The sequence below is a fragment of the Aeromonas sp. PS2Canimalfood6 genome (assembly GCF_048276795.1).
Lineage (GTDB): Bacteria > Pseudomonadota > Gammaproteobacteria > Enterobacterales > Aeromonadaceae > Aeromonas > Aeromonas caviae.
Genome location: NZ_JBLUXC010000015.1, coordinates 59,998 through 83,996, shown reverse-complemented (window position 1 = coordinate 83,996; position 23,999 = coordinate 59,998). Strand labels below are relative to the sequence as shown.

General features: G+C 61.6%; 18 protein-coding genes and 1 pseudogene. 11 read left to right on the top strand and 8 right to left on the bottom strand.

All coding sequences use genetic code 11. The features are described 5' to 3' along the window. Positions 1 to 116 precede the first annotated feature (116 nt). A pseudogene (locus tag ACNPAA_RS08975) lies at positions 117 to 953 on the top strand (chitinase C-terminal domain-containing protein); the annotation flags it as partial. 342 nt (positions 954 to 1,295) lie between these two features. Here ACNPAA_RS08975 and ACNPAA_RS08970 read toward each other — a convergent pair. The 7 genes from ACNPAA_RS08970 to ACNPAA_RS08940 all read right to left on the bottom strand — a co-directional run bounded on the left by ACNPAA_RS08970 (position 1,296) and on the right by ACNPAA_RS08940 (position 9,084). Beyond that, complete coding sequence (locus ACNPAA_RS08970) at positions 1,296 to 2,531, bottom strand: tetratricopeptide repeat protein (protein ID WP_042014300.1); 1,236 nt, start codon at positions 2,529 to 2,531, stop codon at positions 1,296 to 1,298. Between the two features lie 11 nt (positions 2,532 to 2,542). Continuing rightward, positions 2,543 to 3,178, bottom strand: a complete 636-nt coding sequence (locus tag ACNPAA_RS08965) for an energy transducer TonB (RefSeq protein ID WP_010675477.1) — start codon at positions 3,176 to 3,178, stop codon at positions 2,543 to 2,545. A gap of 16 nt (positions 3,179 to 3,194) precedes the next feature. Continuing rightward, positions 3,195 to 3,602 (bottom strand): ExbD/TolR family protein, encoded by a 408-nt coding sequence (locus ACNPAA_RS08960; RefSeq protein ID WP_010675476.1) that lies wholly within the window; start codon positions 3,600 to 3,602, stop codon positions 3,195 to 3,197. 67 nt (positions 3,603 to 3,669) lie between these two features. Then, the gene (locus tag ACNPAA_RS08955; RefSeq protein ID WP_270804832.1) at positions 3,670 to 4,197 is read right to left on the bottom strand and encodes a MotA/TolQ/ExbB proton channel family protein; all 528 of its coding nucleotides are present in this window, start codon (positions 4,195 to 4,197) and stop codon (positions 3,670 to 3,672) included. Positions 4,198 to 4,207: 10 nt separating this feature from the next. Beyond that, the gene (locus ACNPAA_RS08950) at positions 4,208 to 5,581 is read right to left on the bottom strand and encodes a MotA/TolQ/ExbB proton channel family protein (protein ID WP_408757286.1); all 1,374 of its coding nucleotides are present in this window, start codon (positions 5,579 to 5,581) and stop codon (positions 4,208 to 4,210) included. Further along, positions 5,578 to 6,342, bottom strand: coding sequence for a DUF3450 domain-containing protein (locus ACNPAA_RS08945; RefSeq protein ID WP_319903249.1), 765 nt, complete (start codon positions 6,340 to 6,342; stop codon positions 5,578 to 5,580). The genes ACNPAA_RS08950 and ACNPAA_RS08945 overlap by 4 nt, the downstream gene beginning before the upstream one ends. Positions 6,343 to 6,444: 102 nt before the next feature. Next, a complete protein-coding gene (locus tag ACNPAA_RS08940; RefSeq protein ID WP_417891696.1) occupies positions 6,445 to 9,084 on the bottom strand; it encodes a TonB-dependent receptor in 2,640 nt (879 codons plus the stop codon). 735 nt (positions 9,085 to 9,819) lie between these two features. Here ACNPAA_RS08940 and ACNPAA_RS08935 point away from each other — a divergent pair. The 5 genes from ACNPAA_RS08935 to ACNPAA_RS08915 all read left to right on the top strand — a co-directional run bounded on the left by ACNPAA_RS08935 (position 9,820) and on the right by ACNPAA_RS08915 (position 15,950). Further along, a complete protein-coding gene (locus ACNPAA_RS08935) occupies positions 9,820 to 10,845 on the top strand; it encodes an ABC transporter permease subunit (protein WP_010675471.1) in 1,026 nt (341 codons plus the stop codon). A 2-nt stretch (positions 10,846 to 10,847) separates the two neighbouring features. After that, the gene (locus ACNPAA_RS08930) at positions 10,848 to 11,891 is read left to right on the top strand and encodes an ABC transporter permease (RefSeq protein ID WP_214004362.1); all 1,044 of its coding nucleotides are present in this window, start codon (positions 10,848 to 10,850) and stop codon (positions 11,889 to 11,891) included. Between the two features lie 82 nt (positions 11,892 to 11,973). Continuing rightward, on the top strand, positions 11,974 to 13,791 hold the full coding sequence (locus ACNPAA_RS08925; protein ID WP_417891695.1) for an extracellular solute-binding protein: 1,818 nt from the start codon (positions 11,974 to 11,976) through the stop codon (positions 13,789 to 13,791). Positions 13,792 to 13,816: 25 nt separating this feature from the next. Then, positions 13,817 to 14,854, top strand: a complete 1,038-nt coding sequence (locus ACNPAA_RS08920) for an ABC transporter ATP-binding protein (protein WP_039040349.1) — start codon at positions 13,817 to 13,819, stop codon at positions 14,852 to 14,854. 94 nt (positions 14,855 to 14,948) lie between these two features. Next, positions 14,949 to 15,950 (top strand): ABC transporter ATP-binding protein, encoded by a 1,002-nt coding sequence (locus ACNPAA_RS08915; RefSeq protein WP_039040364.1) that lies wholly within the window; start codon positions 14,949 to 14,951, stop codon positions 15,948 to 15,950. A 629-nt stretch (positions 15,951 to 16,579) separates the two neighbouring features. Here ACNPAA_RS08915 and ACNPAA_RS08910 read toward each other — a convergent pair. Then, positions 16,580 to 18,031, bottom strand: a complete 1,452-nt coding sequence (locus ACNPAA_RS08910; RefSeq protein ID WP_039040348.1) for an aminoacyl-histidine dipeptidase — start codon at positions 18,029 to 18,031, stop codon at positions 16,580 to 16,582. A gap of 926 nt (positions 18,032 to 18,957) precedes the next feature. Between ACNPAA_RS08910 and gpt the strand changes: the two genes are divergently transcribed. The 5 genes from gpt (at position 18,958) to ACNPAA_RS08885 (ending at position 23,861) form a co-directional block, all read left to right on the top strand. Beyond that, on the top strand, positions 18,958 to 19,425 hold the full coding sequence (gpt, locus tag ACNPAA_RS08905) for a xanthine phosphoribosyltransferase (protein ID WP_039040347.1): 468 nt from the start codon (positions 18,958 to 18,960) through the stop codon (positions 19,423 to 19,425). A 174-nt stretch (positions 19,426 to 19,599) separates the two neighbouring features. After that, positions 19,600 to 20,868 carry an esterase FrsA gene (gene frsA, locus ACNPAA_RS08900; protein WP_010675462.1) on the top strand — a complete coding sequence of 423 codons (1,269 nt, stop codon included), beginning with the start codon at positions 19,600 to 19,602 and terminating at the stop codon, positions 20,866 to 20,868. Positions 20,869 to 20,930: 62 nt separating this feature from the next. Continuing rightward, the gene (crl, locus tag ACNPAA_RS08895; RefSeq protein ID WP_053288752.1) at positions 20,931 to 21,323 is read left to right on the top strand and encodes a sigma factor-binding protein Crl; all 393 of its coding nucleotides are present in this window, start codon (positions 20,931 to 20,933) and stop codon (positions 21,321 to 21,323) included. A gap of 145 nt (positions 21,324 to 21,468) precedes the next feature. After that, positions 21,469 to 22,572 carry a glutamate 5-kinase gene (proB, locus tag ACNPAA_RS08890; protein WP_048207022.1) on the top strand — a complete coding sequence of 368 codons (1,104 nt, stop codon included), beginning with the start codon at positions 21,469 to 21,471 and terminating at the stop codon, positions 22,570 to 22,572. 32 nt (positions 22,573 to 22,604) lie between these two features. Then, positions 22,605 to 23,861: a glutamate-5-semialdehyde dehydrogenase gene (locus ACNPAA_RS08885; RefSeq protein WP_328705636.1), complete on the top strand. Its 1,257-nt coding sequence runs from the start codon at positions 22,605 to 22,607 to the stop codon at positions 23,859 to 23,861. Positions 23,862 to 23,999: the final 138 nt, after the last annotated feature.

The window sequence follows — 23,999 nt, the reverse complement described above, 5'->3', positions numbered from 1 at the left end:
TTGCGGCGGAGCACCGTTGGAGGTGATCAAGCAATACATTCAAAACCAGCGGGGCTGACGCCCCGGCGAAATTCCCCTCCCACCTACGTCGGAGGGAGTCCCCTTTCGCATTTAAGATGGGTCACAAGCTCGACTACATCGTCAAGCGGGGCCTGGGGGGCGTCATGTTCTGGGAGATGGCGGGGGACTATGACTTCGACGCCGCGAAGAACGAGTACGTGATGGGCAGCACCCTCACCAGCCTCGCCTACGAGAAGTTCAGCAAGGCCGACAAGGCGGCCCTGAAGCAGAATGATCTGCCGGCTCCGGCTGCCCAGCTCGACATCGGCGTGAGCCTCTCCGGCTTCAAGGAAGGGGACTCCAACTACCCGATCAACCCGACCCTCAAGCTCACCAACAAATCGACCCAGACCATTCCGGGCGGCACCCGCATCGAGTTCCTGGTCCCCACCTCCACCTCAGACACCATCACCGACCAGAGCGGCATGGGACTGAAAGTGGTGGAGAGCGGTGGCAACCAGAACTCGGACGGCATCGCCAATGAGAAGGACTTCCACAAGGTGGCTCTGACGCTGCCGGCCTGGAAAGCCTGGACGCCGGGCACCGACGTGGAAGTGGCCATGACCTACTACCTGCCGGCCGCCGGCGTGCCGAGCGGCATGCGCCTGATTGCCGGCAGCCAGACCATAGGCCTGAAGTCCGACTTCCCGGCCCTGGCCGAGGCGGTGCTGGGCAGCAGTGGCGGTGGTGACGGCGGCAGCGGTGGCACCACCTGTGCCAGCCAGAATGTCAACCCGGCGGACTACAATGCCTATCCGGCCTGGCCGCGCGGGGATCACGCCAATGGCAACGACCGCATGACCAACGACAAGGCGGTGTGGCAGGCCAACTGGTGGACCAGCAGCGAACTCAGAGCGGGCGACGGCAGCTGGAAACTGATATGCAGCTACTGAGTTGTCCAGGCTGCTATACCAGCAGCGAACTCAGAGTGGGCGACGGCAGCTGGAAGCTGGTGTGCAGTTACTGATGACCGTTTGAGCGGCAGGCCGGCACTTTGCATGGCCTGTTCTCTCGCAAGGCAATGACCCAATCCGGAGCCCAGGCTCCGGATTTTTTTGTGCCTTGTATCAGGAGAAGGAGGGGAAAAGGGCAGGGGCGGTGCCATAAAAAAAGACCGCTCCGAAGAGCGGCCAATTGCCACCAAGGCAATCTGCGGGGTGACCCCCTTGTCGATGTGTCGCGGCCCGGATGCCGAGTCGGGGAGATCCCCACCCCGCCAGCCGGGCCGCGCAGCTTTATTGGGTGACGGCGCCGCCCTGTTGCTCTTTCAAGAAGCTGATCCAGGGGGAAGCACGACCACTGACGTTGCCATTCTGGGCGGCCTGAGTGAAGGCGGAGAGCGCCTCCTTGGGCTTTTGCTGCTCAAAATAGGCGACCCCGGTCAGGAACTTCAGATCCGCCCGCTGCTCGCCGCTGGCGTTGGCGGCAGGCTTGGCGGCGAAGGCCACCAGATCCTGGTAGCGCTTGCTCTGGATCATCATGCGCGCCATCTTGAGCTGCAGCTCGGCATTGGGGGCCAGCTTGTAGGACTTGGCCAGGGTGTCGATGGCCGGGTCCAGCTCCTTGGCCTGATGCCAGTAGTTGGCCAGCGTCTTGTAGTTGGCCGCGGTGCTCTCGATCTGCCCCTCCTTCATGGCTTTCTCCATCACGCGGGCGGCGCGGTGGGGAATGCCGGCGAAGGCGAGGTAGTTGGCGAGCCGCTGCAACTCGTTGGCTTCGGTCAGCATGCCGAGGTTGTAGGCCCCTTCCAGTGCCGCCAGGGCCTTGGCATCGTTGCCCGCCTGCATGTGCATGGCCGAGAGCTGGGTCCAGTACTTCTTCTTCTCCGGGTAGCGGTCCACCAGGGCGGTCAGCACCTCGGTAGCCGGCTTGTACTGTTTCAGCTCGTAGTGGGCCGCCATCTTCAGCAGGTACCAGGACTCCGGCGCCTTGCCCGCGGAGAGCTTGATCGCGTTGTCCACCGCCGGAATGGCTTCCCTGTACTGCTTGAGCTGCACATGGGCGTTGGCCAGGGTGATGTAGGCGTGCGGGGTCGGCTTCTCGTCCTTGCCGAGGTTTGCGAACCACTCCTTCATGGTGTTGATGGAACCCTTGAAGTTCCCCTCCGCCATGTAGAGCTGGGCCAGGTTGTAGCGCACCTGCTGGGCCACCGGGGGCGGCAGGCCGCCGGTGGCGATGGCGTCGGCGAAGTACTTGGTCGCCTGACCGTACTTCTCCTGCTGCGCCGCCACGAAGCCCAGGGTCTGCAAAATGACCCCCTTGTCGTAGACCCGCTCGCCGGCGCCGGACAGCGCCTCCTGCAGCTTGGCATTGGCCTCGCCGTATTTCTTCTCGGTGATCAACGCCTGGGCCTTGTTGACCGCGCGGTAGGCGCGGTCAGACAGGGCGGGTTGTTCGGCGGCCCAGGTGGCGGTGCTGAGCAGCACCGCCATGGCCACCGGGGCGAGGATCAGGGTATGTAACTTTTTCATCGCCACCCTCCTTAGTTGGTCGCAAACTCGATCTCTTGCTGCATGCGACTGGCCTGCGGCTTGCCGTCCACCATGGCCGGCTTGAAGGTCCACTTGGCGATGGTCTGGCGCGCCGCCTTGCCGAGGTCATAGCTGCGGGGCTCTTCCTTGACGATGCGGATGTTGCTCACGGTACCGCGCTCGGTGACGGTGAACTCCACCAGCACCTTGCCGGACGCAAGACCGGCCAGGGCCGCCTTGCGGGGCATCATGGGCTCGAAGGTCGCCATCGGGATGGCGCCGTTGTTGCCACCCATGCCGCCGCCACCGCCGCCGGTGCTGTAGGCACCCAGGGCGTTGCCGCCACCGATGTTGACCGGGATGTCGAGTTTGGGCATGTCCATGGGGGAGCTGTCCATCTTCGGCCTGTCCGTGCTCGCCACCTCCATCTCGGGCGGGGGCGGCGGGCGTTTCGGGGGCGGCGGTTTGGGCAGTTCCCGTTGTTTCTCTTGCAAGGTCTCCTGAGGCTTGAGGCGGATGAAGTCGGTCATGGTGACGTCCTCCCGCTCCGTCAGCTCCCGGTGATCCGGGGTGATGAGCTTGTTCATTCCCAGGAACAGGAAGAACACCACCACGCAGGAGACCGCTAACGATATCAGGTATCTCATGGCATTCGCTCCGGCATCAGCTGCTCTTGTCGGCGGCGATGGAGATGTTCTGGACACCGGCCATGCGGATCTGGTCCATGACCTGCACCACCAGACCGGAACGGGATTCGCTGTCGGCCTGGATCACCACGGCGCTTTCCGGGTTCTCCGCCCGCAGCCGCTCGATGTTGGCACGCACCGCGCCCACTTCGACGATGCGCTTGTCGACCCAGACCTGGCCGTTCTCGCGGACCGCGACCATGATGTTCCCCTTCTTCACCGTCTCGGCCGTGCTGGCGCTCGGGCGGTTGATCTCCACGCCGGACTCCTTGACGAACGAGGTGGTGACGATGAAGAAGATCAGCATGATGAACACGATGTCCAGCATGGGGGTCAAATCGATGGCCGCCTCGTCAGCACCGCTGTCGCTGTGACGTTTTCTCATGGCAAAAAACTCCTTGCTTGTTCTGTGCCCCGGCGGGCATGGCCCGGCCGGGGATGTGCATCCTGCATCAGCCGTGTCTCAGGTTGTCTTCCAGCTTCTGCACCGCCAACTTGGCCTTGTGATCGAGCCGGCTGACAAAAAACAGGCCGGAAAGGGCGGCAATCATGCCCGCCATGGTCGGTACCGTCGCCTTGGAGATCCCCGAGGCCATCGCCCTGGGGGAGCCTGTGCCGGTAATGGCCAGGGTATCGAACACCTGCACCATGCCTACCACGGTCCCGAGCAGCCCCATCAGCGGGCAGAGGGCGATCAGCACCTTGATGACCGGCATCCCCTTGTCCACCGCCATGGCGACCTGGGAGACCAGCTCGCGGCGGATCTGCCTGGCGGACCAGGAGAGGTGATCGGTGCGGGCCAGCCAGGCCGTCTTGGTCTGCTTCACCTGCTGGGGATAGACCGCCATGAAGTAGAACCAGCGCTCCAGCAGCAGGGCCCACATCATCAGGGTCAGGCAGAACAGGGCGACCAGCACGTCGCCCCCCAATCCCAGAAACCGGCGGACCGACTCGACTTCTTCAATCAACCAGAACCACATGGGTGACTCCTTAGGCTGCGGCTTTGGCGGCGTGCAGACGTTCCTGATAACGGGCAACGAAACCGGCGCTCTGCTCTTCCAGTACCTGGATCAGACGGCGGCTCTGTGTCTGCACGATGGTGTAGAGGAACAGCATGGGCACGGCCACGACCAGACCCTGCATGGTGGTCACCAGGGCCTCGGAGATACCGCCCGCCATCAGCTTGGGATCGCCGGTACCGAACAGGGTGATGGCCTGGAAGGTGGCAATCATCCCGACCACGGTACCCAGCAGGCCCAGCAGCGGGGCGACGGAGGCGATCAGCTTGATGAGGCTGATGCCCTTCTCCAGCTTGGGCACGTTGCGCAGGATGATCTCGTCGAGCTTGGATTCCAGATCCTCGATGTTGTCACCCCGGTGATCCTGGTAGGCACCCAGCATCTCGCCGATGGGGTTGCCCTTGATGATCTGCTCGGATTTCAGTTGCTTGCGCATGGCACCGCCGATGAGGGAGAGACGGGCACCGCAGAACAGGGCCAGCAGGGTACCGATGACACCCAGCGCCAGGATCACGTAGCCCACGGAGCCACCCTGATCGATGCGCTCCTTGAGGGTCGGCGACTGCACCAGCAGGGAGAGGATCACGCCACGGGACGGGTCGATGAAGATGGGTTCGACGCTGCCGCCACCCTGTTCAAACTTGGCGACCGGTTCCAGCACCGCGTTCTCGGGCTGGCGGGAGAGTTGTTCGAACTTGCCGGTCTCCGGCACGAAGGTGAGGTACTTGCCTTCGGAGACGGTGTTGAACTCGCCGATCTGGGTCACGGTCTTCTGGGCCTGGTTGCCCTCGCCGTAGACCACGGTGGCCGGGATCTGGCTCACCTTGCCACCGTCGACCATGCGGCTGAGGGTGGTGGTCCAGAAGGCGGTCAGGTCATCGCTGGAGGGCAGTTCCTTGCTCTCGGCCAGGCGAGTCAGCAGGGCAGTCTGCTCGGGATGTTCGACCCGGCGGGCGGAGGCATTGAAGATCCCCTTGAATTCACCGGCGAACTGGCGCAGCACGCCAAACATCTCGCCCATGTTGCCGGAGCGCTGGCGCAGGGTTTCGGTCAGCTCGGTGAGCTGCTTGTCGTTGGCATCGAAGGTGGCCTTGAGCTGTTCACCTCGGGCGGTCTCGGCGGCGAGCTCCGCCTTGGCCTTGGCCAGCAGGGCGCCCTGCTCGTTCTTGTCAGCCAGGAAGCGGGCTTCCCGCTCCTTGTTGATCTGGGATTCGCTGGCGCTGGCAGCCTTGACCTGATTGAGCAGGGCGTTCAGATCCACCGGTTTCTCGGCGGCGGTCACCGGCAAGGTGACCAGGGTGGCCCCCGCAATCAGGGAGGCAATGGCGAGTTTGATTCCTTTCATGATGCTTTCTCCGCAGTTTGAACCGGCAGCTTGATGAGGGCGGGGGGCGCCTGCTTCTTCGCGATGCGAAGGCCTTGTTCAACCGCACTGCGATACTCCTGGGGCAGTACTTCCCACTGGCGGGTCTTCTTGTTCCACATGCCGGTCTCGTTGCCATCCGGGGACTGGTAGAGCAGGGCGATGCGGCCAACGCGCAGGAACTCGTAGGTCTTCTCGTCCCCATCCTTGTCCAGGCTCGCCTTGTAGGCTTCGATGGTGCGGCTGAAGCCCTCCTCGATCTGGTAGGCCTCGAGGATCTTGCGGTACTTCTCGGAGATGGTGACGTCGGCCCGGTTCATGAGATCGGTCAGGGCCGCCACGCGGTCCTCACGCTCCACCTTCTGGAACGGCAGGTCCAGGGAGACGAACTGCTCGAGGGAGTCGATCATCTTGAGCATCAGGGGCACCACTTCGGTGCTGGTCTGGTCGATCTGGGCGATCTGCTTTTGCATGGAAGCGAGTTCGGCACTCTGGGAGTCGACCATCTTGCCCACTTGCTCGTTGTAGGTGCGCAGGCTGTCCACCTGGCGCAGGGCGGCCTTGTACTGGGCCAGGGCAGACTCGGCAGACTCGGCGTAGCTGTCGATCTTCTGCTGGGAAACTTTGGATGCATTGTCGGTGGCGACTTGAGCGTCCACGGCCTGGCTGGCAGAGGCGGCACTCAGATTGAAGCTGGTCAGCAAGGCAGCCGAAATCAGGCTGCCGAGGAGCGCTTTCTTCATTGTAGTTGTCCTTGTTTTCATAGGATTACCCTATCTCCGTAACTTCCTTGGGACCTTGGGCAAAGCCGGCCCGAACGGGCCGGCTTGTGGTTTGCTGGTGGATTAGAACTTCTGGCTGTAGTCGAGGTAGTAGATGCGACCGTCGATGCTGTAGAGCGCTTCGTCGTAGGTGAAGCCATCGCTGGAGAGCGAGGGGCCTACGTTGAACATGTTCTTCACGCCGACCTGGATCTTGCCGTTCCAGGGCGCTTCCACGCCGACGTTCAGGTTCCAGGTGGTCTGGGACGCGATGTGGCCCACTTCCTCACCGGTATCGGCGATGTAATCCTGGCTCTGGGAGTCGATGTAGTTCGCGCTCAGGTAGGTATCCATGTTCCACCATTGGGGAACGTTGACGCCGACACCGGAGCTGAAGCGCAGCTGCGGCAGACCGTTCTGGCCGATCTTGTCGACCATGGGACCACCGGCGAACAGACCCTCTTCGTATTTCAGAATGTAGGTGCTGCCGAAGTCGTAGCGCACAGTCGCGACGTTGAAGTCGTACTTGTAGTCAGCCTTGAAGTCCAGACCGCTGGTCTTGAGCTGGCCCAGGTTGACCATGCCGGCATAAACCTGCTCCACATCGCCGTTGGCATCGCGGATGACGTTCGGGTTGCTGCCAGTGTTCAGCTCCTGATAGAACTGGGTCTGGGCGGTGGCCAGCTGGATCACGTCATCAATCTTGATGTAGTAGTAGTCCAGCGAGAGGTTGAGGTCGTCGATCGGGCTGTAGGCGGCACCGATGCCGAAGGTGTCAGCCGTCTCTTCCTTCAGGTTCTTGTTGGATTGGCGAACCGTGGTGTACTGCTCTTCCGGGCAGTTGGCGACACCGTTCTTCTGGCAGGAGACATAGTCCTTGGCGAAGTCGGCGGAGTCGGCATCGGCCGCGTACAGGTCATCCAGACCCGGGGCGCGGAAGGACTGCGACCAGGAGGTGCGGAACAACAGGTTGTCCAGCGGCTGATAGCGCAGGCTCGCCTTGGGCGAGAAGGCGCTGCCAAAGTCGCTGTACTTGTCGAAACGACCGGCCAGGTTCAGCTCGATCTGCTCGGTGATGGGGATCAGGCTCTCGATATAGGCAGCGAAGACGTCGCGTACACCACCGCCCGAATTGCCGGAAGAGCCGATGACGTTGCCGGCCGCAGACTGGCTGTCATAGGTGTCGGAGTAGACCCAGTCGTTGTACTCGGCCCCCAGGTACCAGCCGATGGGGCCGGCCGGCAGTTCGCCCATGCTCCAGCCCAGGCCACCGTACCACTGGAAAAAGTCCATCTTGGAGGTGCGGCTGGTGTCGTAGGAGAGGCTGTTGGTGGCGGCACTGGAGAACTCGCCGTTCTTGAAGTTGCCGCTGTCGACCTCCTGCTGGACCGCCGGATTCAGCACATAGCCGGTCCCGCGGTTCTTGTTGTCGGTCTTGGAGTACATGTAGCCCGCATTCCACTCCACATCGCCCACCGCTTCGGTCGGCAGTGTGCCTTCGAAGCCCAGGTTCATGCTGCCGGTCAGGTCGGTGACGTCGTTGTCACGGGGGCCGACGTTGCTGAAGCGATAGTAGACGGTAGCCTTGTCGCCGATGAAGCCGTTGTCGGCCAGCAGCTCGGCGCCGCCCGGAGTGGTCCCGTCGATGCTGAAGGGACCGGCGGCCGGGGCGAAGCGGCCGAAGCTGGTGACCCGCGAGCCGATCAGCTGGGGTACGAAGTCGACGTTGTCATTGATGTGATAGCGGCCGTTGACATAGACGGTGTCCCGGTTACGGGAAGCGGTCTTGGCGGCGACCTGGGCAAAGTCGAAGCGGCAGGCGGTACCGACCGGCACGAAGCCGGGGCCGGTATTGGCGCAGTCGATGCCGTCCAGGGTACGGGTGACCGTCTTGCCGGTGGCGGCATCGATCCCCTTGATGTTGCGGCCATACCGGCTGGGAGCAGAAGAGCCCTGCAACGCCAGGTAGTCGCGATCCTTGTTGTAGATCTCGTCCTTGACGTCGTGCTCGTACACCATCATCAGGGCGCCCTTCTCCCCGGTGATGCCGCTGACGATGGAGCCGCTCTTCTCGTCACCACCCTCTTCGGTGGGAGAGCCGATACGGCCCTGGAATTCCAACCCTTCATAGTCCTGTTTCAGGATGACGTTGATGACACCGCCGATGGCATCGGAACCGTACAGAGCCGAGCCGCCGTCCAGGTTGACCTCGACCCGCTCCACCGCCGCCATGGGGATGGTGTTGAGGTTGATGGCGCTGCCACCCATGGAAGGAGAACCGGCGACCCGCTTGCCGTTGAGCAGCACCAGGGTGCGCTCTGAGCCAAGCCCGCGCAGGCTGACGGTGGCCTGGGATTGGGCTGAGCTGCCGGAGGCCGGGGAGATACTACCGAAGGAGTTGTAGGAGGCTTGCTTGAGGTAATCGGCGACGGTCTGCTGACCGGATTGCTCGATTTTCGCCTTGGTCACGGAGACGACCGGGGTGGCGCCTTCCACATCGACCCGGGAGATCCGGGAGCCGGTGACCTTGATTTTTTGCAGTTTTTCTACGTTCTGGCCCTCTTCGGCCAGGACAGGGGTGTTTTCTACGTTCTGGCCCTCTTCGGCCAGGACAGGGGTGTTTTCTACGTTCTGGCCCTCTTCGGCCAGGACAGGGGTGGCCACAACTGCCGCGCTCGCCAAGGCAAACGCGACGGCAGCAGAGAGTCTGCTTTTCCTAAGCATCGCTAGTATCCTTCCTGATTGTTTATTGTTTGCTTCCATTACCGCCCTCGTTGGAGCGGTGCGTAAGGCTTATCAAGGTTTGGTGATGGACGTCAAATGGAGCGGCGGGGATGGGGGCAGCAGAGGGGATTAGATGGGAATATGCACTTGATGGAATATTTTGGCGTTTTATTCCGTAAATGCCGCGTCAACTTATGTAAAGATGTTGTTAATTTCGATTTTTACAATTTTATTGATTATTTTTGAACTTATCGATAAGTCGCTTGTCACTCCGGTGTCGATATCGAGAAAACGGTTTTTTGTAGTATTTTCATCTGCTTTTGTGGCGAGAGCGTTTTCCGGGGAACGGAGGGTGGGGGCGGCTATCCCTCTTCTATAGGTAAATAAGAAAGCAGTCCGACTTACCGTTAACTTGTTGATTTTGTTCTGCTTGATATGGATTAAAACACCTGTGTAATTAATTTTTTAATAATTAAAATCGAGTTTGACGGGTCGGCGTAGCAGTTTTTTATATTGAAGTTGGGTTTTTTGGAAAAAATCATCCGCGGGATATGCTGCGGGGGGACATTCCCGGTCGCAGACCGGGTTCTACTTGATTTTTATTGCAGAGCTTTTACAGTGACCGAGCCGGATTGTCTGTCAATGCCAGTCAATTCAGTGAGTAATGCCAGGTAAGGATAGGCCCGTCACCGGATGTGACTGGCCATAAAAGAACAACAAGGACGAGGTTCCACCATGCTGTCGTATTTCCTACGTCGGATGCTTTTGATCATCCCGACGTTTCTCGGTATCACCCTGCTCGTCTTCACCATCACCCGCTTCGTGCCGGGCGGCCCGGTCGAGCGCATGCTGCTGCAGGCGCAGGTCTCGCAAAACGAGTCCGGCCGCTCCAGTGGCAGCAAGGGGGCGCAGGCACTCTCCGACGAACAGATTGAAGAGCTCAAGGCGTTCTACGGTCTCGACAAGCCTATGCTGGTCGCCTACTGGGACTGGTTGCAGAAGCTGGCGGTGCTGGATCTCGGGGAGTCGACCCGCTATTACGAGCCGGTGTGGGATCTCATCAAGGAGAGGTTGCCGGTGACCGCCTTCTTCGGGCTCGCCACCTTTCTGCTGAGTTATGCCGTCTCCATCCCGCTCGGGGTGGCCAAGGCGCTCAGGCACAACAGCCGCTTCGATTCCTTGAGCTCCATGCTCATTTACATGGCCTATGCGCTGCCCGCCTACGTGGTGGGGATCTTCCTCATCACCGTCTTTGCGTTCCATCTGGAGTGGTTGCCCATGGGGGGCTTCCCGGGGGACGAGTTTGACGGGATGGAGAGCAGCTGGGATCAGATCCGCACCGTCTTCGCCCACGCCCTGCTGCCGCTCATCGCCTACGCCATCGGGGATTTCGCCATCCTCACCATGACCATGAAGAACAGCCTGATGGAGAACCTGTCGGCGGATTATGTGCGCACCGCCGTGGCCAAGGGGTTGCCGTTTCGCAAGGCGGTGACCGATCACGCCATGCGCAACAGCCTGATCCCCATCGCGAGTCACTTAGGGTCGGTGCTCACCGTCTTCTTCGGGGGCTCCTTCCTCATCGAGACCATCTTCAACATCGACGGCATCGGCCTGCTCGGTTATGAGGCCATTGTCGAGCGGGATTACCCCACCGTCATGGGCATTCTGGCCATCACCTCCATGCTGATGCTGGTGGGGAACATTGTCTCCGACATCTGCGTTGCCTTGGTCGATCCCCGCGTGCGGTTTGGAGAGTGAGCATGAACCTGAATCCGGTAACTCTGAAAAAACTCAAGCGCTTCAAGTCGATAAAGCGCGGCTACTACTCCTTTGTCATCTTTTCGGTCCTGGTGGTCATCTCTCTGCTGGCGGAATTGCTGGTCAACAGCCGGGCCCTGGCGGTGAGCTATCAGGGGGAGCTCTATTTCCCCACCTATGGGGACGTGATCCCGGGCCAGCACTTCGGGCTCGACTACGAGTACGAGACCAACTACCGCCAGCTCAAGAGCCAATTTGCGAAGGAAGGGAAGGGGGATTGGGTGTTGCTGCCCCTGGTCCCCTGGAACCCCTATGAGCAGGACTTCAAGGAGGAAGCCTATCCGCCCTATGCCCCGAGCCTGGCGGAGCGCCACTTCCTCGGCACCGACACCAGCGGTCGCGATGTATTGGCACGGCTGGTCTACGGCTTTCGCATCGCCATCGGCTTTGCTTTCATCGCGCTGGTGGCGAGCTATGTCATCGGGGTCAGCATCGGCTGCATGATGGGGTTCCTCGGCGGTCGGTTCGATCTCCTGATGCAGCGTTTCATCGAGATCTGGTCCCAGGTGCCCTTCCTCTACGTCATCATGATCCTGGTCTCCCTGGCCAAGCCGAACTTCGGCCTGTTCGTCGGCATCAACGTGCTGTTCGGCTGGATGGGGATCACCTGGTACATGCGCACCCTCACCTACAAGGAGCGGGCGCGGGACTACGTGATGGCGGCGCGGGCCCAGGGGGCGAGCACCCGGCGCATCATCTTCAACCACATTCTGCCCAATACCCTGATGATGATCGTCACCCTGGCCCCGTTTGCCGTGGTGGGCAACATCTCCACCCTGACGGCGCTGGACTACCTGGGCTTTGGCCTGGCGCCGCCGACCCCGAGCTGGGGGGAGCTGCTCTCCCAGGGGATCAACAACCTCGACGCCATCTGGATCGTGAGTTCGGTGGTGGCGGCGGTGAGCCTGGTGCTCATCATGGTCTCCTTCATCGGGGAGGCCATCCGGGAGGCGTTCGATCCGCGCAAATTTACCCGTTATCAGTGAGCGGTGGCGCCTTGCCAGGGCACATCGACAGGACCCTTAATGAAGACGCCCCCAGTGCAGGGGCATGACCAGGAAGTCAAACATGAACAATAAAATCAAATGGACAGGTGCTCTCTTTCTGCTGTTGAACGGATCCTGGGTGTGGGCGGCCAGCCTGCCCGCGGATCTGACGTGGGAGACCAACGACACCGACCCTGTGTTCGCCTCTCCCAAGGCGCTGCCCGGCGGCAACCTCAATCTCTTCGTCGACAGCTTCCCGCTGACGTTTCGCACAGTGGGGCCGGATTCCAACGGCTCGTTCCGTTCCTTCATCCTCGACAACCAGATGAGGCTCATCAGCTTCCATCCCAACACGGGCAACCCCATTCCGGCCCTGGCGAATGCCTGGGCCATCGCGCCGGACAGCCAGACCGTCTATTTCAAACTCGACCCGCGCGCCAAGTGGTCCGACGGCAAGCCGGTCACCGCCGATGACTACACCTTCGGCTACGAGATGATGCGCTCCAAGGACATCAAGGGCCCCTGGTTCAACAACTACTACACCACCGAGGTGGTGGCGGTGGAGAAGATTGACGACCACACCATTCTGGTCAAGGCGGGCAGCCGCAAGGCCAAGCTCGATCTCCTCAACACCACCGAGCTGTGGCCCCAGCCCAAGCACTACTACAAGATGGGCCCGAACTGGGTGAAGCAGTACAACTGGGCCGTGGTACCCACCACGGGCCCCTACGTGATGAGCGACGTGAAGAAGGGCAAGTCCGTGACCTTCAGCAAGCAGAAGGAGTGGTGGGCAAAAGACGATCGCTACAACCAGCACAGGTTCAACCTCGACACCATCAAGGTGCAGGTGATCCGCGACCACAACATCGCGTTCCGCCACTTCCTCAAGGGGGAGCTGGACACCTTCGAGATGATCCTGCCCAACTGGTGGCATGAGAAGGCGGTCACCCCGGAGTACAAGCAGGGATACGTGCAGAAGGTGATGGCCATGACCGACACCAAGCAGGGGGGGCAGGGGGTTCACCTCAACGTGGCCAATCCCAAGCTGGCGGATCTCAACGTGCGGCTCGGCATCCAGCACGCCTTCAACATCGACAAGATGATAGAGACGGTGCTGCACGGCGACTATGACCGCGCTACCACCTTCGGCTCAGGCTTCGGGGCCTTCACCGACATCGCGCTCCCTGAGCGGGCCTACGACATCGCCAAGGCACGGGAGTACTTCGCTAAGGGCGGCTACGGCAAGCAGGGACCGGACGGCATCCTGCAAAACGACAAGGGAGAGCGGCTCACCCTGGCCCTCACCTACACCAGCCAGGAGCACTCCAAGCGGCTGACCGTGCTCAAGGAAGAGGCCAAGAAGGCGGGCCTGGATCTGGAGCTCAATCTGGTGGATGGCGCCACCGGCTTCAAGGTGATGCAGGAGAAGAAACACGAGGCGGCCTGGCTTGGCTGGGGGGGCGGCGGTCTCTATCCGCAATACTGGGAGTCCTTCCACTCCGACAACGCCAACAAGCCCCAGACCAACAACCTGTTCAACGTGGCTGACAAAGCGCTCGATAGCCTGATCGACGCCTACAACGTCGAGTTCGACATGGACAAGCGGGCCGCGCTTTCCCACCAGATCCAGCAGCGGATCTATGATCTCGCCATCTTCGTGCCCGGCGTCCAGCTCAACTACGTGCGAGCCAGCAGCTGGCGCTATGTGATGCTGCCGGAGGTGCCCGCCACCCGCAACACCCCGGATCTGCTCTACTGGCCCATGGATGGCTACCCCCACAGCAGTGGCGGCCTGCTCTGGATCGATCCCAAGGTGAAGGAGGAGACCCAGAAGGCCAAGGCTGACGGCAAGGCGCTGGCCCCCATCACCCTGATCGACAAGACCTATGCACATCATTGATGTGGCCCAGAAGGGAGCAGCAGTCATGCCCAACACACAGGCCACCGCCCCCGGCACCAGAGATCATGAGGGGCAGTCTCTGTCCCCCATCCTCGAGGTGCGGGATCTCGAGGTGGAGTTCGCCGTCGACGACGGCAAGATCAAGGTGCTCGACGGGGTCAGCTTCCAGGTCGCCCCGGGCAAGACCCTGGGGATAGTCGGCGAGTCCGGCTGCGGCAAGAGCGTCACCTCGCTGGCCATCATGGGGTTGCTGCCAAGGCCCCACGGTCAGGTGGTGGCGGGCTCCATCCGCTTTCAGGGGGAGGAGCTGCTCAATCTGCCGCCGGAGCAGATGTACAAGGTGCGTGGCAACCGTATCTCCATGATCTTTCAGGAGCCCATGACGGCCCTCAACCCGGTGCAGACGGTCGGCGATCAGCTGATGGAGGTGTTTCGCCTCCACCGTCCCGATTACAGCAAGGCCCAGCGCCGTGACGCCGCCATCGCCATGTTGCAGAAGGTGGGGATCCCCGAGCCTGCCCAGCGTTTCGCGGCTTATCCCCACAATCTCTCCGGCGGCATGCGCCAGCGGGTGATGATCGCCATGGCGCTGGCCTGCGAACCGGCCCTGCTCATCTGCGACGAGCCTACCACGGCGCTCGATGTGACCATCCAGGCCCAGATCCTGGATCTGATGAAGGAGCTGCAAGCCCAGACCGGCATGGCCATCATCTTCATCACCCACGATCTCGGGGTGGTGGCGGAGCTGTGCGACGAGGTGGTGGTGATGTATGCCGGGCGTGCGGTGGAGCGGGCCGATATCTATGAACTGTTTGACCACCCGCGCCATCCCTATACTCATGGTCTGATGGCCTCGATCCCGCGTCTGGAAGATGTGCCAAAGAGCCTTCTCAAGACCATCAAGGGTCAGGTGCCCGCCCTGCACGAGATGCCGGCGGGGTGCCGTTTCTCCAACCGCTGCCCCCATGCCACGCCCCTTTGCGTGGAGACCATACCGGTGACCGAGCAGTTGAGCGAACGCCACGGGGTGGCCTGCCACCACTGGAAGGAGGTGAGCCTATGAACGGCCTGGTGTGGGTACGGGGTGTCGCAGGGCAGCCAGGCGGCGGGAAGGCGACCAGGTCGTCTGCTGCCATGAATCGTCGGGGATGGAAGTCATGACCAGCTTGTTGTCGGTAAGCAATTTAAAGCAGCATTTCAAGATGGGTGGCGGTTTCTTGCGCAAGCAATACACCGTCTACGCGGTGGATGGCATCAGCTTTGATCTCAAGCAGGGGGAGACCCTTGGCCTGGTGGGAGAGTCGGGATGCGGCAAGTCCACCCTGGGGCGTTCGTTGCTCAAGCTGTTCGAGCCGAGCGCCGGTTCCATCACCTTCGAGGGGCGTGACATCACCCACCTCTCGCCCAAGGAGATGCGATCCCTGCGTCAGGAGATGCAGATCGTGTTCCAGGATCCCGCAGAATCCCTCAACAGCCGCCACACGGTGGGGCAGATCCTGGAGGAGCCTTTCATCATCCACGGCAAGGGCAACGCCGAACAGCGCCGGACATGGGTGCAGGAGCTGCTGGAGAAAGTCGGCTTGCCCGGCAGCGCGGTGGATCGCTACCCCCATGAGTTCTCTGGCGGCCAGCGCCAGCGCATCGGCATCGCCCGCGCCATCGCCCTCAAGCCCAAGCTGCTGGTGTGTGACGAGGCGGTGTCGGCGCTAGACGTGTCGGTGCAGTCCCAGATCGTGAACCTGCTGCTCAATCTGCAGCGGGAGATGAACCTCGCCATCATCTTCATCGCCCATGACCTGTCGGTGGTCAAGCACATCTCGGACAGGATTGCGGTGATGTATCTGGGCCGGATCGTCGAGCTGGCCGAGGCCCAGGCTCTCTACCTGGCACCGCGCCATCCCTATACCCAGGCGCTCATCTCCGCCATTCCGGTGCCGGATCCGCGGCGGCGCAGCCAGCGCATCCTGCTGACGGGGGATGTACCGTCCCCCATCTCGCCGCCGAGTGGCTGCCACTTTCACCAGCGCTGTCCCCATGCAACGGATCTGTGCCGCACCCGCTCGCCCGCCCTTGAGGCGTGCGGCGGGCAGGGGCATCAGGTGGCCTGCCATTTCCCCTTGCCCGTGCAGGAGGCGGTGCCACTGGGAAAGGCGATATGATGCCGGCGCCCGCCGCGTCGCGACCGGCATCGCTGCAAGGTGGCACCGAGGAGGCGCAATAAAGGCGGAAACGGGATAAAAAAATGGGGCCTGCGGGCCCCATCTTCATGGTTGGAGTTCAGGTTTGGCCGTGGAAATTCTGGCCCGGGCAGGACAGCGCCCCGATGGGGGTGGCTGCTGTGTGGATTGCTGAGTTGTTTTGTAGTTTTATTACGTTGCTAATTTCAACTTCCGGACAGGCGATATCAGGCGCCATAACGGAAGTAGTAATTGCGGGTTGCAGGCGCATAAGTGTCTTTCTCTTCAGCACCTTTCTTGCTGGTTGCACCCTTCAGGTGGAACAGCACTGCCAGATTCTCGAACATATGATGACCTCGTTTCTCTGTGGTTCATGGGTTGTGTGACCTTGGTCACGTTCTGATCCTAGGGGGATATGTGAGCTGGATCAACTTTTTGTGTTGTAAATTTACATAAATCATGGAAAGGGTTTTCAAATGCAGACCTGTTCATGGATACGATTTCAAGCCAGGGCCGCGCGTGGAATCGGGGATATGAGAGAGGTGGCCGAGGAGGGAGCACAAAAAAGATGCCCCGCACGGGGCGGGGCATCGGTATGGTCGTGAGTTGGCTTACTTGGCCGGGATATGTTCCAGCACGTGAACCAGCAGTTGCCAGAAACGCTCGACCGCCGGGATGTGTACCTTCTCCCCCGGTGCGTGGGCGCCACGGATGGTCGGGCCGAAGGAGACCATGTCCCAGTCCGGGTAGGCGCTCTTGAACAGACCGCACTCGAGGCCTGCGTGGATCACCATGACGTTCGGCATCTCGCCAAACAGGGTCTGGTAGCTGCTTCGCACCAGCGCCATGACCGGTGAGTCGACGTTCGGGGCCCAACCCGGGTAGGCGCCGGTGAACTCGCAGCTGGCGCCGGCCAGGGTGAACAGGGAGCGGGTCATCTGCTCGATGTTCTCGCGACCGGAATCGATGAGGGAGCGGATCAGGCACTGCACATAGACTTCCCCCTCGAGTGTCTTGATGACACCCAGGTTGGTGGAGGTCTCGGTCACGCCCGGGATGGCGTCGCTCATGCGCATCACCCCGTTCGGGCAGGCCATCAGGGCATCCAGCAGGCGGCTTTGCAGGGACTCGCTCATGAGCTGGGCCGGTTTCTCCCGGGCGGTGAGCAGCACGGTGAGGTTGGCCTCGGTGGCGGCCAGCTCGCTCTGATAGATGCCGGCGTAGCGGTCCACCAGGGCCTTGAAGTCAGCCACGCTGGCGGCGGGCACCAGCAGGCTGGCACGGGCCTCGCGGGGGATGGCGTTGCGCAGGGTGCCGCCGCTGAGATCGCCAAGGCGCACCCCCAGCGGTTCGGCGGCCTTGAGCAGACGGACCAGCAGCTTGTTGGCGTTGCCGCGGCCGCGATGGATGTCGACCCCGGAGTGGCCGCCGCGCAGGCCCTTGACCTGCAGCTCGAAACCTTCACCCTCGGTGGCAGCAACCCGCTCCAGGGGGAAGCGGATATTGGCATCCACCCCGCCGGCGCAGCCCATGTAGACCTCGCCATCCTCTTCGGAGTCGGTGTTGAGCAGGATCTCGCCTTCCAGCCAGCCCGCTTCCAGACCGAAGGCGCCGGTCATGCCGGTCTCTTCGTCGGTGGTCAGCAGCACTTCCAGCGGGCCGTGCTTGATGGTCTTGTCGGCCAGCACGGCCAGGCAGCCCGCCATGCCCATGCCGTTGTCGGCACCCAGGGTGGTACCACGGGCGGTGACCCATTCGCCATCGATGTAGGCATCGATGGGATCGGTGGTGAAGTCGTGCTGGGTGTCGGCGTTGGCCTGGGGCACCATGTCGATGTGGGCTTGCAGCACCACGGCCTTGCGGTTTTCCATCCCCGGCGTGGCCGGTTTCTTGATGATGATGTTGCCGACGGCATCTTGCTTGACCGCCAGGCCTTCTCCCTGGGCCCATGCGACGATCCAGGCGCTCAGTTGGGCTTCGTGCTTGGAGGGGTGGGGGATGGAGCAGATCTGCTCGAAGAATTGCCAAATCAATTTGGGAGACAGAGAACTGAGCTGTGCCACGTCGGGACTCCTTACCAGCATGGAAAATGTCGGGCCCCACTCTGCGGGCCGGGGAAGAGGATAACGATAATACAGTCAATCACGCAAAAATGTGAGCGATCAGCGCAAATGACGCTCTGCTTGTGCTGGGAAAGGGAGCATGGATGGCGAACTTCACTACCTGCCTTATTTGTGTCAGCACAACATCAATTTTGTGATGTCAGTCACAAAAATATTGTCTTTTGGGCGCCGGGTGGTAAATTAGCCGCCGTGGCCAGCCCACTTGTCAGGATGACAATCAATGCCTCCAGGGAACCGAAGCAAAGCAAGTGCGCCTCCATGGAACCGAGTGTCAGTTCAAGGATGTGAACCCGCATTAAGGTACGTAACTTGTTAAGCAATCAGGAGTTTATGATGTCAGGCAGCAATTCAACCTATTGGTTTGCCCAATCTCTCTATACCCAGGGCTTCAACTACCCGAATCCCTACGCCACCCGCCGTTAAGGCTCGCAGGCGTCACAGGTAACAGCAGCAGGTGCGTGAGGATCCTCTCCTCCCCCTGCTATTTTTTTGCCCGAATGTCATGGAATGTGTCTCAAACGGCTAACCTGTCGGTGTCGCCGGAGCCCTCCCAAAAGGGCGACAGAGCGGGAGATGGCGGACATTTCCTGTTTTTCGCATACGTTTGCCGCTCAATTTATCCATAAAGAGTGCTATCATACCGGCCCAACAGCCGGCCCGAGCTCGGGAGTCCACCCGACATGGCCGCCAGCTACACCCCATCCCTGTTCGCATTGCATCCGTTTTTGCCGCCGAGGCGTCAGCCCCGAGGCCGAAAAAGTGCAAGCAAAATTCGGGAAACGGGGTGCCAGAATTGACCTGAACCCGTCTCTTTGCCGGGTTTCGCCTCATAAGTGATTGCTTTATAACTCGTTGAGATCGATAGCATGCCAAAAAAGTTCTATGTATCGTGGGATAACCTGCAACGCGAAGCGCGCCGTCTGGCCCGTCGTCAACTGCCTGTCAGCCAGTGGAAAGGGATCATCGCCGTCAGTCGCGGTGGTCTGGTGCCTGCGGCCCTGATGGCCCGCGAACTTGGCATTCGCAATGTCGAAACCCTCTGCATCTCCAGCTATGACCACGACAACCAGCGCGAGCTGGTGGTGGTGAAGGCTGCCACCACCGCAGGTGACGGCGAAGGCTGGCTGGTGGTGGACGATCTGGTGGACACCGGCGGCACCGCCAAGGCGATCCGCGAGCTCTACCCCAGAGCCAAATTCATCACCATCTTCGCCAAGCCCATGGGCGAACCCCTGGTGGATGACTTCGAAGTCGCCATTCCGCAGGATACCTGGATTGAACAGCCCTGGGACATGGCGCTGGAGTTCGCCAAGCCGATCTGCGACGAAGCGTAATCGCCCCACCGGTCGCGACCAGTGACTCCCCGGCATTCGGAAGCGGACTGATCCGTCGTGATGCAAGGTTGACCACATTGAGCCCCTTTTGGGGCTCAATGCGTTTCTGGTGTGGCTGCTCGATGTGAAAAGTGGTTAAGATGGGACATTGTTTGAGACAGAAGAGCCACCATTTTGGAACCAAACGACGATACCAATCTGACGGAAAAGCTGTTTACCCGGGTCAAAAAGGTATTGGAAACTTCCGAAGTCTCCAACTCGAGCCCCGTCGACGAGCAAGACAGCGCACTGTCTGACAGCTTCATCGATGGCGCCCTGTCGCCCCGCTGGTATCGCCTGCTGCGCAGACCGACCTGGGCCTGGCAGGGGGCCGATCCCGTCGAGGTGGAGCAGACCCTGGCGCACATCGCCATGGGGCAGGGGGAGCGCAGTCACGAACGCTATCTGGACACCATCAAGGGCTATGTGCCCGGCAACTGGGTCTATGAGTGGAGCCAGCTCGCCGGCCGTTATTTCAATACGGGGCGGACGCTGCTGGGGGAAGGGGATCGCGCCGCGGCGCTGAAGAGCCTGCTCAAGGCCGTGCGCTACTACTCCATCGCAAGCTACCCCCACCTCAAGCACGACGAGCTGGCAGATCAGGCCCAGTTGCTCGGCAACATGGCCTATCGCGAGGCCGGACGCCTGTTCAAGGTGCCCCTCAAGGAGTTGCAGGTCCCGTTTCGGGGCAAGACCATCCAGGGCTACCTGCATCTGCCCACCACCGAGAAACCTGTGCCCCTGGTCATCGTCAGCGGTGGCATCGATTCGCTTCAGGTGGACTTCCTCAACTTCTATTTCAAGTGTCTCGAGCCCCATGGCATCGGGATGCTCTCCCTGGACATGCCGGGCACCGGCTATGCCGAGCACTGGCCCCTGGTGCAGGACACCAGCCGCCTGCACCAGGCGGTGCTCAACTACCTCTCGGAGGTGGCCTGGGTCGATCACCAGCGCATCGCCATGGTGGGGTTCCGCCTCGCCGGCAATGTGGCGGCCCGCCTCGCCTTCGTCGAGCCGTTCAAGCTTCGGACCGTGGTTTGCATCGGTGCCGGCATCAACCAGGTGTTCACCAATCAGGAGATGTTCGCCCGCTGCCCGCGCATGATGCGCGACGGGCTGGCGAACCGGCTGGGGGCGGACGCGGCTCAGTGGGATCTGCTGCGCACCAAGTGTCAGGTCTTCTCCCTCAAGACCCAGGGATTGCTGGGGAGTCGCACTTCCGTGCCGATATTGAGTATCGGGCACAAGAAAGATTTTATTTGTCCCGAGCAGGATGTCCGGGCATTGGCCGCTGCGAGTCGCAACGGCAAGGCGGTGGTGTTTGACAAGCAGCCACTGCTCGAGGTCTATGACGAGGCACTGAAAGAGACGGTAGACTGGCTCAAAAAGCACTTATGTACATGATATAAAACTAAAAATGTAACATCACCATGTGATGGTATGGCTTGTTCAACAGGGAGGTTAGCATGTCGGAAGGAGTGACTTACAAGCGATTGCTGCGGCAGTTCGCGGCCATTGGCCCCTATTTGCGTGAAGACCTGTGCGAGGAGGGCCGATACCGCTTTGACTGCCTGTCCGTCTGCGTCAGCGCCAAGCCTGCCCCGGACAAGCGGGAGTTCTGGGGCTGGTGGCTGGTGCTGGAGCAGGCGGATCACAGCTTCAGCTACCACTATCAGACGGGGTTCTACAACGCGGACGGGGAGTGGATCGACAAGGCGCTGCCCAAGAAGCATCAGGCGGAAGTGGAACGCACCCTGCAACATTTCTACAAGCTCATCAGCGGCAAATTGACCCAGCTGGAGTGCACCCTCTCCCCCGCGAAGCAGGTGACCGCCGAACTGAGCGTGACGGCAGCCTGATCCCCAAGCCCCGCATCTTCCCGGTGCGGGGTACCCCGATGCTTTGTCACCGAGCCTGCAACTGCCTGGCGAGGCTTAATTGCCTTGCAGGGCAGGAGGGCCGTGGGTATAAAGGGATTCCTTACTTTTCTAACCCTTCGTTCCCATGGAAAACAGAACCATAGTCGTCAAACTGGGCACCAGCGTGCTCACCGGGGGATCTGCCCGCCTCAACCGTGCCCACATGGTCGAGCTGGTCAGACAATGTGCCGCCTTGCATCGACACGGGCACCGTGTCGTGCTGGTCACGTCGGGGGCCATCGCCGCCGGTCGTGAGCATCTGGGCCACCCTCCGCTGGCGCCTACCCTGCCGAACAAACAGATGCTGGCGGCGGTGGGTCAGACCCAGCTCATCCGGGTATGGCAGGACCTGTTCAACCTCTACGGGCTGCACATCGGCCAGATGCTACTGACCCGCGCCGACCTGGAAGACAGGGAGCGCTACCTCAATGCCCGCGACACCCTGCGCACTCTGCTCGATCACCGCATCATCCCCGTCATCAACGAGAACGACGCCGTGGCCACCGCCGAGATCAAGGTGGGGGACAACGACAACCTCTCTGCCCGTGCGGCCATCCTGGCGGATGCGGACTTGCTGGTCCTGCTCACGGATCAGAAGGGGCTCTTCACCGCCGACCCGCGCACCAACCCGGATGCCCAGCTCATCGAAGAGGTGCAGACCATAGATGACACCCTGCGCTCCCTTGCCGGTGACAGCGTGAGCGGCCTTGGCACCGGTGGCATGGCCACCAAGTTGCAGGCCGCCGACGTGGCACGCCGCGCCGGGGTGGACGTGGTGATTGCCACCGGCCAGATCCCGGAAGTGATCGGCCGCCTCGCCGCCGGGGAGCGGGTGGGGACCCTGTTCCCGGCCCTGGCATCCCCCCTGGAAGGGCGCAAGAGCTGGATCCTGGCAGGGCCCCCTCCTCACGGCGAAGTGCAGGTGGATCAGGGGGCCGTGGCCGCCATGCAGGAGAAGGGCTCCAGCCTGCTGCCCAAGGGCATCGTCGCGGTGAAGGGAGATTTCGTGCGTGGCGACGTGGTGCGTATCCTGGATCCCAAGGGGAGCGAGCTGGCTCGCGGTATCTGCCGTTACGACCATCTGGAGCTGGATCGGCTGCGCGGTGTCCACTCGGATCAGATTGAACAGGTATTGGGTTACGGCTATGGGGCCGTGGCCATCCACCGTGATGACATGGTGCTGCTCTGAACAGGGCGGCACCGCATGAACAAAAGGGAACTGTGATGAGTCTGGAGAAAATGGGGCAGGCGGCCCGTGAAGCCGCCTATCAACTGGCCACCGTCAGCACGGCACAGAAGAACCGGGCGCTGGCGGCCATCGCCGATGAACTGGAAGCACGCAGTGCCCAGATCCTGGCGGCCAACGAGAAAGACATTGCCGCCGGGCGCGAGGCGGGGCTCACGGAAGCCATGCTGGATCGCCTGCTGCTCAACCCGGCGCGCCTTGCCGGCATCGTGGCGGATGTGCGCAAGGTGATCACCCTGGACGATCCGGTCGGGGCCGAAATCGACAGCCGGGTGCTGGAGAATGGCCTGCGCCTCTCCCGTCGCCGGGTGCCCATCGGGGTCATCGGCGTCATCTACGAGGCGCGCCCCAATGTCACCATCGACATCGCCAGCCTCTGCCTCAAGACCGGCAACGCCAGCATTCTGCGCGGTGGTCGCGAGACCTTCCACTCCAACCTGGAGCTGGTGCGGGTGATCCAGCATGCCCTGGCGGCGTCCGGCCTGCCCGAGGCGGCGGTGCAGTACATCGACAACCCGGACAGGGCGCTGGTGGCCGAGTTGCTGCGCCTCGACCGCTACGTGGACATGATCATCCCCCGCGGCGGCGCGGGTCTTCACAAGATGTGCAAGGAGAACAGCTCCATCCCCGTCATCATCGGCGGGTTCGGTATCAGCCATATCTTCGTGGACGAGAGCGCCGATCTGGCGCGTTCCCTGGCGGTCATCGAGAACGCCAAGGTGCAGCGCCCCTCCGCCTGCAACGCCCTCGATACCCTGCTGGTACACGAGAAGGTGGCGGCCACCTTGCTGCCGCAACTGGTGGCTCTGATGAACGAGCGCAAGGTGACCCTGGTGGGCGCGCCCAATGCCATGGCGCTGCTGGTTGGCAGCGAGAACCTGTGCGACGCGGGGCCGGAAGATTTCGACACCGAGTGGCTGGGGCTGACCCTGGGGGTCAAGGTGGTGGCGGACGTCAACGAGGCGCTGGCCCATATGCGCGAGCACAACGCCGGCCACTCCGATGCCATCCTGACCAACTCCCTCGCCAATGCCGAGCGTTTCGTCAACGGGGCTGGTTCGGCGGCGGTCTATGTCAACGCCTCCACCCGCTTCACCGACGGCGGCCAGTTTGGCCTCGGGGCCGAGGTGGCGGTCTCGACCCAGATGCTTCACGCCCGTGGCCCCATGGGGCTGACCGAACTCACCAGCTACAAGTGGGTGGGGCAGGCGGATTATCTCAGCCGTGCCTGATCCAGGCACGCTCAGCAAGCAGGACAATGCCGACTCAGGTCGGCATTTTTGTGCTTTTTTATTGCTCGCAATCAATGGCTTGCATATAACTATCCAGCAGGATGCGGTGTCACCCGGGGCATCAGGCCAGCGACAGCA